Genomic DNA, 14,659 nt, shown 5'->3' with positions numbered 1-14,659 from the left:
GAGGGGATGACCTCTGACTTAGGGTATGTCGTGGTTTTCACACCACCGGGCAAATTCTGCCGGCATCAAGGGGCGAGACAGGTGATATCCCTGCACCTGATCGCAGCCTAAGGAAACGAGATAATCAATGGTTTTCTGATCCTCGACTCCTTCAGCTAATACCACATAGTGTAGCTTGTGCAGCATGGAAATGAGGGACTTGATAATAACTCTACTATTCGTATCTTTATTGATATTATCTATTAATGATTTATCTATTTTGATGATATCGATGGGGATTTTATTCAGATAGGTAAGGTTGCTGTAACCGGATCCGAAATCATCAAGCGAAATTAAAAAACCTAGACGTTTCAGCATCGCGATGGAGCTAAGAGCGACGTTGCTTTCCAGTATTTTCTGCGTTTCCAGACACTCGATTTCGATATCTGCAGCAGTCAATTGATAATCCTGCAGAGTGGACATCAGCCGCTCGGCAAAATCCCCCTCGGACAAATTATTGGCGGTAATGTTAATCGACACCGACATGAAGAGATTTTTCTTCTTCCAACGATTAATCTGGCGAGCAACATTGTCGATGACCCAATCGGTCAGAGGACGGATCAAGGTGGTATTTTCCGCCAGCGGAATAAACTGCGCCGGCGAAACATTACCCAGTACTGGGTGTTTCCAGCGAATCAGCGCCTCGGCGCCCACCACTTTTCGGGTGCGAAGCTCAATTTTAGGCTGATAAACCAGATACAGTCCCTCATCCTTGCGCAGCGCCTCGCCCAGATCACTGATAAGAGTAAAGGCACGAGTTTTGGCGATATCCGCTTCCAGCTGATAGTCACTTTGAGGAGTATTTTCAGCAATGGCGTCGTGCAGTGCGCTCAGCGCCTTGCGCAATACCTCCTGGGCAGCCCCGGTCGTGGCGTTAAATGATGTATAGCCGACAAACATATCCAGTTTTATCGGCACGTGGCTGATAACGCTTTGCTGGATCCTGGCGGCGCAGTCCCGCAACGTCGCCAGAGTCGATTCTTTACGCGAAATATTAATCAATAGGGCGAAACGCCCGGTAGCCGCACAATACACACGCTCGTGGTTATGAAAAGTCATACGCAGAAAAGCGCCGATATCCTTCAGCACATTTTCTACCGCCGGCATACCCAGTGCTCGGCCCATTTCATACGCATACGAGATATCGATGGTATCGATAAGTATCAGCAGATATTCCTGATCGTCTTTCGTCAGCTTTTCGATATCATCGATCAACCGCTGACGGTTAGGCAGCAGGGTGACCGCATCAATAAAGCCGATGGCATTTCTCGACGCCATCAGTGACATGACTATTTCACTCAGATCCCGCAGCAGTTGTTGTTGCGTTTCGCTGAGCGTGCGCGGTTTATAGTCCACCACGCAAAAGCTGCCCAGGGCATAGCCCTCCAGCGTTTTGATTGGCATACCGGCATAAAAACGGATATGGGGAGCGCCGGTGACATAAGGATTTTCCCTGAACCGTTCATCTTCATGGGTATCTTCACACACCAGCAAGTCGTTTTGCTGGACGGTGTATTTGCAAAACGCATCTACCCAGCGGGTTTCATCAACCGGAAAATCAATTTTGGAAAGGATGTGCTGTCTTTCTGCGGTGAGCAGTGTCACCATCGCATTAGGCATATCCAGCATCTGACAGACGATAGCCGTGATGGTGTCCAGAATATGGTCCTGGGTTTCATCAAGGATTTGCAGGGACTTAAGCGTCTGCAACCGCGTTGTTTCGTCCTGGCTCAGATGCCTTAGCATGGGGTGTCCCTCGGACTTCATTCATTGCCTTTAATACTATCAAAAAAACGCCACCTCACACATTTTATTACCACCTCACTTCTCCCGGGCCGTCTGGTCAGATGCCCTGCCGTTTCGCTGTTCTAAACGGAAAAACGCCAGCGGTTGCCCCCGGCGTGATATCAACGTTTATGACAACGTGCGTAGACCATCAGATCATATCGTCGGTTTTCTATTGCGCAATAACCGCAGGCCATTGGCAACCACCAGCAGACTGGCGCCGACATCGGCAAAAACCGCCATCCACAAGGTTCCCATCCCTGCAAGGGTCGCGGCCAGGAAAACCACCTTGATGCCCAGCGCCAGGACGATGTTCTCTATCAGGATCTGATGGGTTCGGCGGGACAGGTTGACGAATAACGGAATCTTTCGCAAATCGTCATCCATCAGCGCCACGTCGGCAGTTTCGATGGCGGTGTCGGTGCCCATGGCACCCATGGCGAAACCAATATCGGCACGTGCCAGCGCCGGGGCATCATTGATGCCATCGCCGACCATTCCCACCAGGCCCTGGCGGCTAAAGCCGGCAACTTCAGCCATTTTATCTTCCGGTAACAGATTCCCCATGGCCTTATCGATTCCTACCTGCTGAGCAATCGCCTGGGCGGTATGAGAATTGTCACCGGTCAACATAACAGTGCTGATGCCTAGACGGTGCATCTGGTCAATGGCCTGCCTGCTGCTTTCCCGGACGGTGTCGGCTACGGCAAACAGCATCAGTACTCCTGCCTCACCTGCCTCACCTGCCTCACCTGCCAGGATGATCACCGTTTTACCCTGCTGTTCAAGCTGATTTATCCGCAGGGCTAGCGTTGCCGGACCACGAAAAGCCGCTGACAGCATGCGCTGGTTTCCCAGTCGATAAAGCTTACCGTTGATAAGCCCTTGGATCCCCTGGCCGGGAATGGCGCTAAATGCCGTCACTGCCCATGGCTCGATATCGCGATGGTCGGCTGCGGCGACAATGGCCCTTGATACCGGATGATCCGAGCGGGAAGCCAGGCTGAAGGCCAGACGGCGGGCCGTTACTTCCTGAATGCCCTTCATCGACTCGGCATCTGTCAATGCGGGCTTGCCATGGGTCAGCGTGCCGGTTTTATCCAGCGCCAGCCAGGCAAGCTTGCGGCCTTGCTCAAGATAGATGCCTCCCTTGATCAGGATGCCCACACGCGCAGCCGCAGTCAGCCCGCTGACAATGGTTACTGGAGTAGAAATAACCAACGCGCAGGGACAGGCGATGACCAACATCACCAGTGCTTTATAAATCCATGGCTGCCACTCCCCCCCCATCAGCAGCGGCGGCAAAATGGCTACCGCCAGCGCAGCCGCAAACACCAGCGGCGTATATATCCGGGCAAAGCGATCGACAAAACGCTGGGTAGGCGCCTTGACGCTCTGAGCCTGCTCAACGGCGTGAATAATACGCGCCAGTGTAGAACTGCCGGCGGCAGCGGTTACCCGATACTCAAAAGAGCCGGATTGATTGATTGTGCCGGCAAAAACGCTGTCGCCGACGGCTTTATCGACCGGCAGGCTTTCTCCGGTGATCGGGGCTTGATTAATAGCCGAACTGCCCTCGGTAATGTCGCCATCCAGCGCCACGCGCTCACCGGGCCTGACCCTGACCAGACTGCCAATTGCCACGGCGTTGACGTTAACCTCTTGCCATGTACCGTCGTCCTGTTTGACCTGAGCCTGCTCGGGGGCCAGTTTCATCAGGCCAGAGATAGCGTTGCGAGCGCGATCCAGCGACTTGGCCTCAATCAGTTCGGCCAGGGTAAACAGCACCATTACCATGGCGGCCTCCGGCCATTGTCCGAGGGCGATGGCCCCGGTGACGGCAATACTCATCAAGGCATTAATGTTGAGGTTGCCGTTACGGATCGCCAGCCAGCCTTTTTTATAGGTCGAAAGGCCGCAGGCGATGATCGCCAATAGCGCCAGGCCCGCCGAAAGCCATTCTGTTGCGCCCAGCCAATGGGCTGCCTCGGAGGCTACCGCGGCGAAAGCGGCAAGCACTAGTGGCCAGCGCGCTTTGTCCGACTGTGGGGTATCAGGGATGTGGCCACTGGCATCAGGGACTTCGGGTTCGAATCCCAGCGTGCGGATCGCCGCCAGAATGCTGTCCAGGGAGCCCGGCGCATGGGTGATGGTCAGAATGCGCTGCATCAGGTTAAATTCGAGACCGGTCACCACGGCCATCGTGCCCAACTTTTTGCGGATCATCCCCTCTTCAGTCGGGCAATCCATCTGCATGATTCGCACCGGAGTCCGTATGCCGTCATCTACCGCCTGCGCCGCCGCCAGCTTTACCCATGAGACCGGCGCCACGCTACAGCAACCGCCCGCGGACTTGGCCTCGGAGTCATCAGCATGGCAGCCAGCAGCCGCCTGTCCGCCAGCATGGATATGCTCTGCAGCATGGATATGCTTTGCGGCATGGGTGTGCTGGCCAGTATGGGCATGGTCGGCACATGCTTGCCGCAGAGGGTTTGGATTAGCTGAACAGCGTTTAAACTGTGCTTTTCCCTTCAGATCGTGTTTATCGGCCTTGTCAGCCATGGCGCATATCTCCTGTTTGGCGTATGCTGCCAGTAAACAGCCTGTAGTAACTATAGGGTCAAGCGATATCAGAGGTGAGCCATGAAGATCGGCGAATTAGCAAAACAGGCCGGCTGCCCGGTCGAAACCATCCGTTATTACGAACGCGAAGGACTTATTCCCGCGCCCTGCCGAGAGGCCGCGAGCAACTATCGGCGTTATGACTATGTTCACCTGGAACGACTGACGTTTATCCGCCGCTGCCGGGCGCTGGATATGACCCATGAAGAAATCCGGACGCTGCTGGCCGCCAGAAGCGATGCCAACCAAAGTTGTGAAACCATCAATGAGCTTATTGCCAGCCATCTCAGGCATGTCCAGGATCGTCTGTCTGAACTCAAAACACTGGAAGGGGAATTGACTCTGCTGCAGAGCCGCTGCCATGAAGTGCGTGCCACGCGGGACTGCGGCATTCTGCTGGAACTGGAACAACCGGTATCCGCCGCTTCCGTGCCTGCGCCGGCATCAACCGCAAGCCATGTCAGCGGCGGCCGCTGCGGATCCCACGGCCTGAAGACGGCCAGTGGTCGTAAAGCCTGATGCCGCGTTGGGTTTGAGCCGAAAGTGACTCATTCTTGAGTGCGAGAAACCTTTGCCTGGCCCTGTTAGTCATTGGAGTCACCCTGTGCGGCCTGCCCGCTGCGCGCCAGCAAAATACCGCCGGCGACCACCACGATGGCCAGGTAAGTGGTAAGTGGTAAGTGGTCCAGTGAATGGCATCATCAAACATCAGCGCCGCCCAAACCAGCGTCACCGGCGGTTCCGCATACACCAGTGCTGATACCCGGGTGGCAGACATCGCTGCGAGCAGATGCCTGGCGGTAGGAGGAGTTGAAACGATCGAAGAGGGAGAGGACGTGCAGACGGTGGTAAACAATATCAGTTTTCCTTCATTGCCGGTGCACCATATCTATTTGCTTCCCGACAGTTCCAATCCGGTGGCCCTGCACCTGCACCTGCACCTGCACCTGCACCTGCACCTGCACCTGCACGATATGCTCAAATCGACATTCCGTGTCGATACCTATTTGCCGGTAAGGGCCAGTCATTAATGACTGGCCCCTGGGCGCTTGTCATGGGTTAATCCCGACTGGCCGGACGCCACCTTTTAAGCAACAGTGCATTGGTGATAACGCTGACCGAACTGAAAGCCATGGCCGCACCGGCCACCACCGGATTCAGCAGGCCAGCCGCCGCCAGCGGGATACCGACCAGATTATAGATGAATGCCCAAAACAGGTTCTGCCTGATTTTATGGTAGGTTCGCCTTGAGATATCGATAGCGTCGGCAACCAGCGTCGGATCACCGCGCATCAACGTGATGCCCGCCGCCTGCATCGCCACATCGGTGCCGGTTGACATGGCGATACCCACATCAGCGGCAGCCAGGGCCGGCGCATCATTGATGCCATCACCCACCATGGCGATCACCTTGCCCTGCTGTTTCAATACCGTGACCTCGCGGGATTTGTCTTCGGGCAGTACTTCGGCTATGACATTTTCAATACCGATGGCATCGCCCGCCGCCCTGGCGCTGCCCTGGTTATCCCCAGTCAGCATAATGCTTGCTATCCCCATACTTGCCAGCCTGGATACCGCCATTGCCGCGCCGGGTTTAATCTGGTCCCCAAAACCGATAGCCCCCAGAATCGCCGGGACCGGTCCGGTTACCGCCAGCCAGGATACCGTGTTGCCCTGTTGTTCCAGGTCAGCCGCGGCCTGCTCAAGGGCTGTCCGATCCAGTTTGAGATCCTCCATTACCCTGCGGCTGCCCAGCACCAGCATCCGATCGCCGATGACAGCCGACACGCCGCGTCCCGGTAATGTCTTGAAACCACTTACCGGCAGTAGCGGCACACTGAAGGCCTTCGCATCATCAAGCACCGCCCCGGCGAGCGGATGTTCACTGTCGCGCTGTATCGAGGCGGTCAACTGAATCAGTTCTTGCTGTTCAATGCCATTGGGCAGCCAGTGAGTCACCCTGGGTTTACCTTCGGTCAGGGTGCCGGTTTTATCAAACACCACAGTAGTAATCCGATGCGCCAGCTCCAGGGCTTCGGCATCTTTAATCAAAATACCGTACTTTGCTCCGATGCCGGTACCGGCCATAATAGCGGTAGGCGTCGCCAACCCCAGGGAACACGGGCAGGCAATCACCAGCACCGCAACAGCATTAATCAGCGAGTGCTCGATATCACCGCTGTACCACCACCAGCCGGCCAACGTCGCCAGGGCGATCACCAGCACCACCGGCACAAATACCGCACTCACCTTATCCACCAGGTGCTGAATGGGCGCTTTTTCCGCCTGGGCGTTTTCGACCAGGCGAATAATCCGTGCCAGCGTCGTTTCGGCGCCGATAGCGTCGGTTTGCACCAGCAGCACCCCTTCGCCATTAATCGCCCCGCCGGTGACCTTGTCCCCCGGCTGGCGCGCCACCGGCAAACTTTCACCGGTTATCATCGATTCATCTATGTGGCTGTCTCCTGCCAGAATGGTGCCATCCACCGGGATACGTTCGCCGGCACGCACCACCACCGTGTCGCCGATATTGACCGCACTGGCGGCGATATCCTGATCGATGCCGTTTCGCCGAACCCGGGCTGTAGCCGGCCTCAAAGCCTGCAGCGCACGGATAGCGGCCGCAGTTTGTCGTTTGGCTCGCGACTCAAGCCATTTACCCAACAGTACCAAGGTTATCACCACAGACGAGGCTTCAAAGTAGAGATGCGGCATCGCGATGTCTCGGGCAGACAGCCATTGATAGACGCTCAGACCCCAGGCCGCGCTGGTACCCAGCGCCACCAGCAAGTCCATATTGCCGGCCCGGGCTTTGAGGGCCTTCCAGCCGGAGCGGTAAAAACGCGCCCCCAGAATAAACTGTACCGGCGTGGCCAGCATGAACTGGATCCCTCCCGGCAGCATCAGATGAAAGCCGGCAAAATCCGCCAGCATCGGCACCATAAGCGGCAGTGAAAGCAGCGTGCCGGCAATCACCGCCAGCCGCTGGCGATCACTACGCCGGGTTTCATCACTGCGTGCATTCTTCAGGCCGGCGTCATCAGCCAGAGAGGCCTGATAGCCGGCGTCCTCTACTGCTCTGATCAAACGGTCGGCACCGCTTTCATCCCCGAACCAGGTCACCTTTGCCGTTTCGGTCGCCAAGTTGACCTGGGCCCGGTTGACGCCCGGTACCTTTGCCAGCGCTTTCTCCACCCGATTAACGCACGCGGCACAGGTCATGCCGCCGATAGTCAGTTGGATATCCCTTGCCGGCACGCGGTAGCCCGCGGTTTCTACCGCGGCAACGATGTCGGCTATGCCGAGCTGAGGCTGGCCGGTTACCGTCGCCTTTTCAGTACCCAGATTGACACTCACCCGCGTTACGCCAGGTACCTTGCCGATGGCTTTTTCCACGCGGGTCACGCAGGAGGCGCAGGTCATGCCTTCGATATTCAGTTGCAGTGGAACTGCTGGGGAGGAAGAGGCGTTATACATTTTAAGGCTCCCGAATGTTATCTTGGCTATAGTCTCATCCCTCCTGCCGCAGGAAGGTCAAGCTTTTTTTGGCTTAAAAAATGATCATGATAAGGAAAGTAAGCACTTGACCTTCCAGCGATGGGAAGCCTTATGATGAGTCAACAGCCATAACAGGAGATAAAAATGATCGAATTCAACGTGGAAGGGATGTCCTGCAGTCATTGCGCGGCCGCGGTAACCCGCGAGATTAAAGCAATTGATGCTGCAGCGGAAGTCGCGGTAGATTTGGTCTCAGGTAAAGTCACCGTCACTACCGGCAGCAGCCGGGATCACGTGCGCGGCGCTATCGAACAGGCCGGTTATACCGTAAAAAGCTGACGGCGTGTCATGCGAACCGGCAAGCCGACTTAGGGCGATGCCTATCGGCTGCTCTGCGGCAATAACGTCAAGCTTACAGAGTTTCAGCGATCCACCTCTGCCTGCCCGCGGCCTAGCTATTGTCGCGCATTTTCGACTTTGCGCTGCTGGTGCAGGGGGGATTGTCGCGCCCGACCGGTTCAATCATCAGCTACATCTGGCTCTCCAGCGCCAGACAGATCCCCCCAACCCAACCGGATAACGCCAGAAACGGGCCAAAGGGTAGTGCCCGATGCAGCGGCCTGCCGTAAACCGTCTTAAGCCACAGAACGGTTATCACGCCCGCCAGCGAAGCTGTCAGCACCAGTTGCGGCAACAGCGCCCATCCCAGCCAAGCGCCAAGGGCGGCGGTCAGTTTCATATCGCCGTATCCCAGTGCGTGGCGGCCGGTCATCAGACGAAATGCCTGATACACCAGCCACAGTGAGCCATATCCCGCCGCTGCACCGATCACTGCATCCGCCAGCGAGATATCGGCCTGTAGGCCAGTAACATTACACAATAAACCGCCCCACAGCAGCGGATAGGTGAGTGCATCAGGCAGCAACTTATGCCGCAGATCGATTAACGCTAACGCTAGCAGGCACCAGCTGAACGGCAGCATAGCAAACCAGGATGCTGACATCGGCAGGCTATACGCCGTCAGCCAGGTCAATCCCATGCAGGCGAGCTCGGTCAAGGGATAGCGACAGGATATACGGTGGCGACAATCCCGACAGCGTCCTGCCAGCAGCAGCCAACTGCAGACCGGCACATTATCGCGCCAGCGGATAGCCGCGCGGCAATGAGGGCAATGAGATCGCGGCAAACAGAGGTTGATGATAGGGCAGGACCCGGCTGGCCTGTGTATGATTATCGGCAGGCGGTAGACCAGCATGTTCAGCACACTGCCCGCACATAACCCGGTCAGCGCCAGCAGGGCCCAGATGCCTGCCTGCCCGATGACTCCGTCCATGTCAGCTCACTTTGCCGGCAATGGGGTATGGCCATCGTTACTGCGTTCAAGCATCGCTGTGGCCGGCGGAATAAGCAGGATGCATACCGGTTCACCGGGGGCGCCTTCTGTGGAGGTAAACACCCATTGATGGCGTTCAAGATGGCTTAACGGCAAATCGGTGCCGGAATCCGGCAAATAATCCCTTAAGCGGCGTTCTGAACCAAACGCGTCAGCGCAGGTTTTGCCCAGTGTGCCGACCAGCACGCCGCCGTGATCGGATATCAACCGCTGACTGATGTGCCGGTTGTAAATGTTCGGTTTCCGGTCATCGGTCCATGGGGTCATCACCTGGGGACGGTCATCGGCATAGAACGTCAGCCATTGAGAGAGATATTCTCCTCCCACATAGCGCAAAGGGCGCTCAAAGCGCTGGTGCCACAATTGCTGCACTTGCTGGCTGAAAGGCTTGATGCCTGCGAACTTCTCGCCGGCATTGCGCACATTAGCCATCATCACCGCTATATAGCCGGCCCATACCAGCACGGCAATGGCACCCAGAATGATTATCGGTCGTCGCAATGGTCGGTGCGGCAGGCGCGTCAGACAGGCCATCAACAGTGCCGATGCCGGCATCATGAACGGCTGCAGCCATTCCGTGATGCGCCCGCCGTCATGAAGAGTGAACACGATAAGAATGACGACCACCGGCACGATAAAAGCCAACACCGCCACCCGGGCTTCCCTGGCCTGAGGCCATCCGAATTGGCCCCCGGCGCTCTTGAGCAGCGCGGCCAGTATCAGCAGCGGATAGAATACCGTTAATGCCGCCGTTAACCCGTGCAGGGTAATCCCGCTTTCTATTTGTGAGCCTACCCAGCTAAAGGCCACAAAATCATGATGCCAAAGCCACCAGAGGTTAGGCAGCACTATCGCCAGCCAAAGCAGCATAGAGAGATAAAACAGCGGCTGACGCCAGCATTTACGCAGAGTCGGCATAACGATAGTAAGGACTAACATCATGCCGATAAAAGCCATAGATGAATATTTTGCCATAGCCGACAGCCCCGCCGTCAGCGCCAGCGCCAGCCACCAGGTCGGGCTTTGCGAGGTCGCACGCAAAAAAAACAGCCACAGCCATGGCCAGAGCATCACCAGCAGATAATTATCGTTGTAGGGAATGATGTCGATATGAACAATGCCGCTGAGATTGAGGCAGAACAGCGCCAGCCAGGCCATAGAAGCGCTGCCGGTCAGCCTTCTGGCCAGCAGCCAGACGCCGACCATGCCGATGGCGACCGCCAGGAAATGACTGCCGTACCAATAGAGGCTCAGATATTTGCCGGGCAGCAGCAGCGCCGGACGCATGATCCAACCGACCAACCAGGGATTTTTAGGGGATCCCCATTCGGCATTGGTCGCCCAGTTCAGTGCTTCGACGGCATCATAGGGAACAGTGGGATCGAGGATAGTCGTCGCTAACGTCCAAAGAATGGCAAACGCTGCCACCCAGCCAATTAACGATTGAGGTATTATTTTCATTTAAGATATCTATCGCTAAATATCAGTAAATTAGCAATAACTGTATAAACCTAGGTTAACTCAAAACCCGTTATGGGTATTTGTTGCAGCAAAAGCATTCACCGGTTTATGCTGTTTTTCGCGTGTTCCGAGCTGACTTTGGCGTTAATATAGGCCACTAACCGAATCATTTTGACTCTCAGCGGGTAACCGATGGCTTTTATCCCCAAAAACTACGCCCGGCTTGAAAGCGGCTATCGTGAGCAGGCGCTCAAGCTTTTTCCGTGGGTATGCGGACGCTGTTCCCGCGAATTCGTTTATTCGAATCTGCGCGAACTGACCGTGCATCATATTGATCATGACCACGGCAATAATCCCGCCGATGGCAGTAACTGGGAAATGCTGTGCCTTTACTGCCACGATCATGAACATTCCAAGTATACCGAGGCTGACACTTACGGTTCGACAGTGATCGCCGGCGACGATGCCCAGAAAGACATGGGGCTAGCCACCCATAATCCCTTTGCCGATCTCAAAGCGATGATGAACAAGAAGGGGTAATCCGCGGCATCGGCTTAACGACATGGCGATCCCGGGTTTTTACTGCGCCGCCGACCATATTGCAGCCAGCATCGCCCATCCCATATCCCATCTTTTCTGCCAGGGACAGTTTTTCTCGGTTCATCAGCGCTTGCCTAATAATTTACTGAGCGCAGAGTATAGTCTCTTCTCTGAACCAGCCCTCAGGGAATAACCAGAACATCTGTTTTACAATGCAGATAGCCCTGACGCGCCTTATGCCACATAGTCGCCTTATCCATCAGCGGGCCATCGGCCTCGAGCTGGCTTGTCACCGACGCATTGAGGTAATCTGGAGAATAGGACGGCATGCCTTTGGCTTCAATCTGCCGGCAGACAAGATTGCGCCGCTGGCTATTTCTGAGCTGGGCATTGGCCTTTGACCAGAAGGCTTGCTGTCTATGTCGGTCGACTTTCTGCAACGCTTCAAACAACAGCCTGGAATGGGCTTTAGCCGCCTCATCACCCCCGACCCGCAGCGCATCAAACCAGGAGTAGGTTCCCGCCAGCGAATAGAGCAAGGTGGCTTGCTCATACTTTTCCTCATTAATACAGCTGACCATCGACATATAAAGCTGCGGTGCCGGGATACTGTTGTCTATTGATTCCGCCGTCAGGCAGCCAGGAGAGGATATCCCCTGCAGATAATCGGTAGCCGGGGCACCCTGTGCCGGCGATGACTTATTGGTGCATCCGATGGCTAATATGACCAAAGCCATAATCAGCACGGGTCTCACGTCAGCGGAAAAAATACGTCGATGGCTGCCTGCTGCAACCATACCGGCATTCATTCGTCATCCTCAGGCGAAAATATATCTACCGATTCGACCTTTGCACTTTCCGTGATCAGACTCATCATGATGTTTTGGCTGAAAAGATGATTGAATTCATCGGACTGGAGCAGACCATCAGCCAGGTGGGGGGCTTCGCCCGGTTCTGTTATATCAGCACCGGCGGCAAGCTGCGACTGCGTCAGCACCGATCTGACATCTTTATTTTCGGATGCTGTCTGTCGTGCAGACTGGGATGAAACTGAGTCAAGAGAGATCATGTTGCGTTTCCTTATCCCGCGAGCCGGGAGTCACCTGATGGGTAAAAATCTGCGCAAGCCGGCGCAAGGTTGCCTCGGCAAGTTCCTGACCCTGCCCTGTAGGAGATGGCAGTTCGTTTAATCGGATAATGGCGGTATCAATACATTCCTGCAGGGTAAATTCAGCCACCTCCCCGGCGTATTTCATTCTTATCGGCGACTCAGCGTGATAATAAATCTTCGCCGTCATGGTTCTGAGTTTAAGTGTTTCTTTGAGGCGCGAGTGAAACTGCCGGGCAGATTCAGGTAAAATCAGCTGCAGCGGCTCATCTGTTTTGCCCTTGGGTAACGAGTCCAGCCATTCATTGAGCAGCGCCTGGATGATTTCAGGCCGATTGAGAACGGCAGAAAGCATTGTATGGACGTGCTCATCCAGGTGTTCCCTCAACGTCTGCTGCAACTGCTGGCCATTACCGATGTAGCCGGCGACTTCTTGAGCCGCTGCGACCAACCCTTGATAAAAGCCCGCCTGACGGGCCTGATTCAATTTTTCTTCGGCCTCATCGGTGGCCTGTCTCATCATTCGTAAAGCCTGGCGACGAGCCTCTTTGATGAGGCTGAGAGATTCACGTTGCTCAAGCAGATGGGCACGCCGGATAACACTGCCGCCAGAAATGACGGGAGGCCGGTACATAGGGATTTCTCTTGGCATATTGAAAAGCAGCTCTCATCAGATTGATATCAACAGCGTCATAGCAGGCCTTGCCTGCACTCACGCCTAACGCGGGAGGAAACAGCAGCGGAACACGCTGTGACAGTGCCAGTGGCAAGCGCTCAGTCACGCTTTGCAATGCGCCGCTCCCCCATGTAATGAGCCAGGGTACCGTCAAGGCCGTCGACGGTATGTTGGCGACAGAAGTGGACATACTGAGGTCGGCGAATGGCCGAATCCAGCCCGGCAACTGCAGCCGTTGTCCCCGGTAGGCCAATTGAGCCCGACAGCACTGACTCGCCAGTAGTAAGGCGACCTGGGGTAGCTGATGCCATTGTCTGATATACAACGATGCAATGCTGCCCGCAGCCGACGTCGGACAGTGCAGTTGCCATCCCTGACATTCAATCATTATCTGATTGATGATCGACTGCTGCCTGATACCGCTTATTGCCTGCGACAACGTCAGCCACTGCGGATGAATCCACGACAAGGGTTCAAACAGGATCTTTTCAAGTGATGTTGCGGTCATCGGCATCTTCCATCACCCGTTTATTACCCGCTCTGGACTTCTGTATCAGCAACGCTCCGGCGACCAGCAGTGCCCCCATCAAGCCACTAATGACTTCACTCCACCCCAGCATGCTTTGCCGATCCTTGATAGCGACCGGAGAAGCATGAAGTAAGGGCGGCTGCCGGGACATCACCACGGAAATATTGTCATAGCTGACATCATTGAAGCTGTTCTTGAGAAAGCGCTTGATATCATTGACCATCAGCTCGGGTTCAGCATCATCACCGTAGCCCACCAGAGCAGAAAGATGCATCGGCCCGGAGCTGCCGCTGCCTTCAGCAGACTGCGCGTCATAGCTGACATGCACTCTGGCGGTCAGTACGCCGCTCATGATTTGCAACGATTGCTCAAGCCGTTGTTCTATGGCTGAATAAAGTCGGGCCTTTTCAGCTCGTGGGGAGGACACGAGAGATTCCCCCGGGAACATTTGCGATATTTCCATCTTGGGGGCCGGAGGCAGGCCATAAACCTTCAGCAATGTGACCGCCGCCGGGATATCCACCTTTTTCACGGTAATACTGTAGCCGGCTTTACCCTGGTCCTTTTTTTCGACCTCGATATTGTTACGCTGGAGGCTGGCGATAACCTCGTTTGCCTGATACTGATCCAGCCCTTTCAGTAGCGCCTCATCCTTACAGGCGCTCAGCAGCAGGATAAGAATCGGCAACAGCAGCCGCCCGGTTAATCGGCTCATGATGACGTTAGCAGGGTCCTGACCCCATTGACCATTTTAGCGGCCACGGCGCTGATAAAAGAGAAGAAAATCTGCCGTTGTCCCTGAGCATGCTGCATGGTAAGCATCGCATTTGGCGACAGGGCGGCAGCTGCCTTGATATCTCCATTATGGCCAGCGGAATTTTCCTCTGCGAGCGTTAATACAGAATTAATAATATTATTATCTTTGGCAGTCGATAGCGTATCTTTGCCTGACAGACCGATTACCTGACCCATTTTCATAAACACCTCATTAAACTGCCCATAGCATGG

The 14,659-nt window shown here is 55.3% G+C and carries 15 protein-coding genes; 4 read left to right on the top strand and 11 right to left on the bottom strand.

Annotated features, from left to right (window positions below):
- Positions 1-18: 18 nt before the first annotated feature.
- Together EDC52_RS10490 and EDC52_RS10485 are read right to left on the bottom strand one after the other, a co-directional pair.
- On the bottom strand, positions 19-1,785 hold the full coding sequence (locus tag EDC52_RS10490; protein ID WP_131865279.1) for a sensor domain-containing diguanylate cyclase: 1,767 nt from the start codon (positions 1,783-1,785) through the stop codon (positions 19-21).
- Between the two features lie 195 nt (positions 1,786-1,980).
- Positions 1,981-4,386, bottom strand: a complete 2,406-nt coding sequence (locus EDC52_RS10485; protein WP_131865278.1) for a heavy metal translocating P-type ATPase — start codon at positions 4,384-4,386, stop codon at positions 1,981-1,983.
- Positions 4,387-4,467: 81 nt separating this feature from the next.
- Between EDC52_RS10485 and EDC52_RS10480 the strand changes: the two genes are divergently transcribed.
- Together EDC52_RS10480 and EDC52_RS19870 are read left to right on the top strand one after the other, a co-directional pair.
- On the top strand, positions 4,468-4,965 hold the full coding sequence (locus EDC52_RS10480) for a Cd(II)/Pb(II)-responsive transcriptional regulator (RefSeq protein WP_131865277.1): 498 nt from the start codon (positions 4,468-4,470) through the stop codon (positions 4,963-4,965).
- A 173-nt stretch (positions 4,966-5,138) separates the two neighbouring features.
- Positions 5,139-5,477, top strand: a complete 339-nt coding sequence (locus EDC52_RS19870) for a hypothetical protein (protein WP_165911696.1) — start codon at positions 5,139-5,141, stop codon at positions 5,475-5,477.
- A 28-nt stretch (positions 5,478-5,505) separates the two neighbouring features.
- Here EDC52_RS19870 and EDC52_RS10465 read toward each other — a convergent pair whose 3' ends face one another.
- Positions 5,506-7,923 (bottom strand): heavy metal translocating P-type ATPase, encoded by a 2,418-nt coding sequence (locus EDC52_RS10465; protein WP_131865275.1) that lies wholly within the window; start codon positions 7,921-7,923, stop codon positions 5,506-5,508.
- Between the two features lie 165 nt (positions 7,924-8,088).
- Between EDC52_RS10465 and EDC52_RS10460 the strand changes: the two genes are divergently transcribed.
- Positions 8,089-8,283: a heavy-metal-associated domain-containing protein gene (locus EDC52_RS10460; RefSeq protein ID WP_131865274.1), complete on the top strand. Its 195-nt coding sequence runs from the start codon at positions 8,089-8,091 to the stop codon at positions 8,281-8,283.
- Between the two features lie 190 nt (positions 8,284-8,473).
- Here EDC52_RS10460 and EDC52_RS10455 read toward each other — a convergent pair whose 3' ends face one another.
- Together EDC52_RS10455 and EDC52_RS10450 are read right to left on the bottom strand one after the other, a co-directional pair.
- Positions 8,474-9,277, bottom strand: coding sequence for a prepilin peptidase (locus EDC52_RS10455; RefSeq protein ID WP_131865273.1), 804 nt, complete (start codon positions 9,275-9,277; stop codon positions 8,474-8,476).
- Positions 9,278-9,283: 6 nt separating this feature from the next.
- Positions 9,284-10,798, bottom strand: a complete 1,515-nt coding sequence (locus EDC52_RS10450) for a glycosyltransferase family 39 protein (protein ID WP_131865272.1) — start codon at positions 10,796-10,798, stop codon at positions 9,284-9,286.
- A gap of 192 nt (positions 10,799-10,990) precedes the next feature.
- Here EDC52_RS10450 and yajD point away from each other — a divergent pair, with 192 nt between their 5' ends.
- Positions 10,991-11,338, top strand: a complete 348-nt coding sequence (yajD, locus tag EDC52_RS10445; RefSeq protein ID WP_131865271.1) for an HNH nuclease YajD — start codon at positions 10,991-10,993, stop codon at positions 11,336-11,338.
- Positions 11,339-11,520: 182 nt separating this feature from the next.
- On the opposite strand, the gene EDC52_RS10440 is transcribed toward yajD, so the two are convergent.
- The 6 genes from EDC52_RS10440 to EDC52_RS10415 are packed head-to-tail and all read right to left on the bottom strand — an operon-like array spanning position 11,521 to position 14,629.
- Positions 11,521-12,147 (bottom strand): hypothetical protein, encoded by a 627-nt coding sequence (locus tag EDC52_RS10440; RefSeq protein ID WP_131865270.1) that lies wholly within the window; start codon positions 12,145-12,147, stop codon positions 11,521-11,523.
- Entirely contained in the window at positions 12,144-12,407 is a 264-nt protein-coding gene (locus EDC52_RS10435; RefSeq protein WP_131865269.1) for a hypothetical protein, read from the bottom strand. Before EDC52_RS10435 ends, EDC52_RS10440 begins: the two co-directional genes overlap by 4 nt.
- The gene (locus EDC52_RS10430) at positions 12,394-13,080 is read right to left on the bottom strand and encodes a hypothetical protein (protein ID WP_131865268.1); all 687 of its coding nucleotides are present in this window, start codon (positions 13,078-13,080) and stop codon (positions 12,394-12,396) included. The genes EDC52_RS10435 and EDC52_RS10430 overlap by 14 nt, the downstream gene beginning before the upstream one ends.
- A complete protein-coding gene (locus EDC52_RS10425; protein ID WP_165911695.1) occupies positions 13,022-13,630 on the bottom strand; it encodes a type III secretion apparatus protein OrgA/MxiK in 609 nt (202 codons plus the stop codon). The genes EDC52_RS10430 and EDC52_RS10425 overlap by 59 nt, the downstream gene beginning before the upstream one ends.
- Positions 13,611-14,366 (bottom strand): EscJ/YscJ/HrcJ family type III secretion inner membrane ring protein, encoded by a 756-nt coding sequence (locus EDC52_RS10420; protein WP_131865266.1) that lies wholly within the window; start codon positions 14,364-14,366, stop codon positions 13,611-13,613. The genes EDC52_RS10425 and EDC52_RS10420 overlap by 20 nt, the downstream gene beginning before the upstream one ends.
- A complete protein-coding gene (locus EDC52_RS10415) occupies positions 14,363-14,629 on the bottom strand; it encodes a hypothetical protein (protein ID WP_131865265.1) in 267 nt (88 codons plus the stop codon). The genes EDC52_RS10420 and EDC52_RS10415 overlap by 4 nt, the downstream gene beginning before the upstream one ends.
- Positions 14,630-14,659 lie beyond the last annotated feature (30 nt).

Source organism: Biostraticola tofi, assembly GCF_004343195.1.
GTDB classification, from domain to species: domain Bacteria; phylum Pseudomonadota; class Gammaproteobacteria; order Enterobacterales; family Enterobacteriaceae; genus Biostraticola; species Biostraticola tofi.
This window is presented reverse-complemented; position numbering and strand designations above follow the sequence as displayed.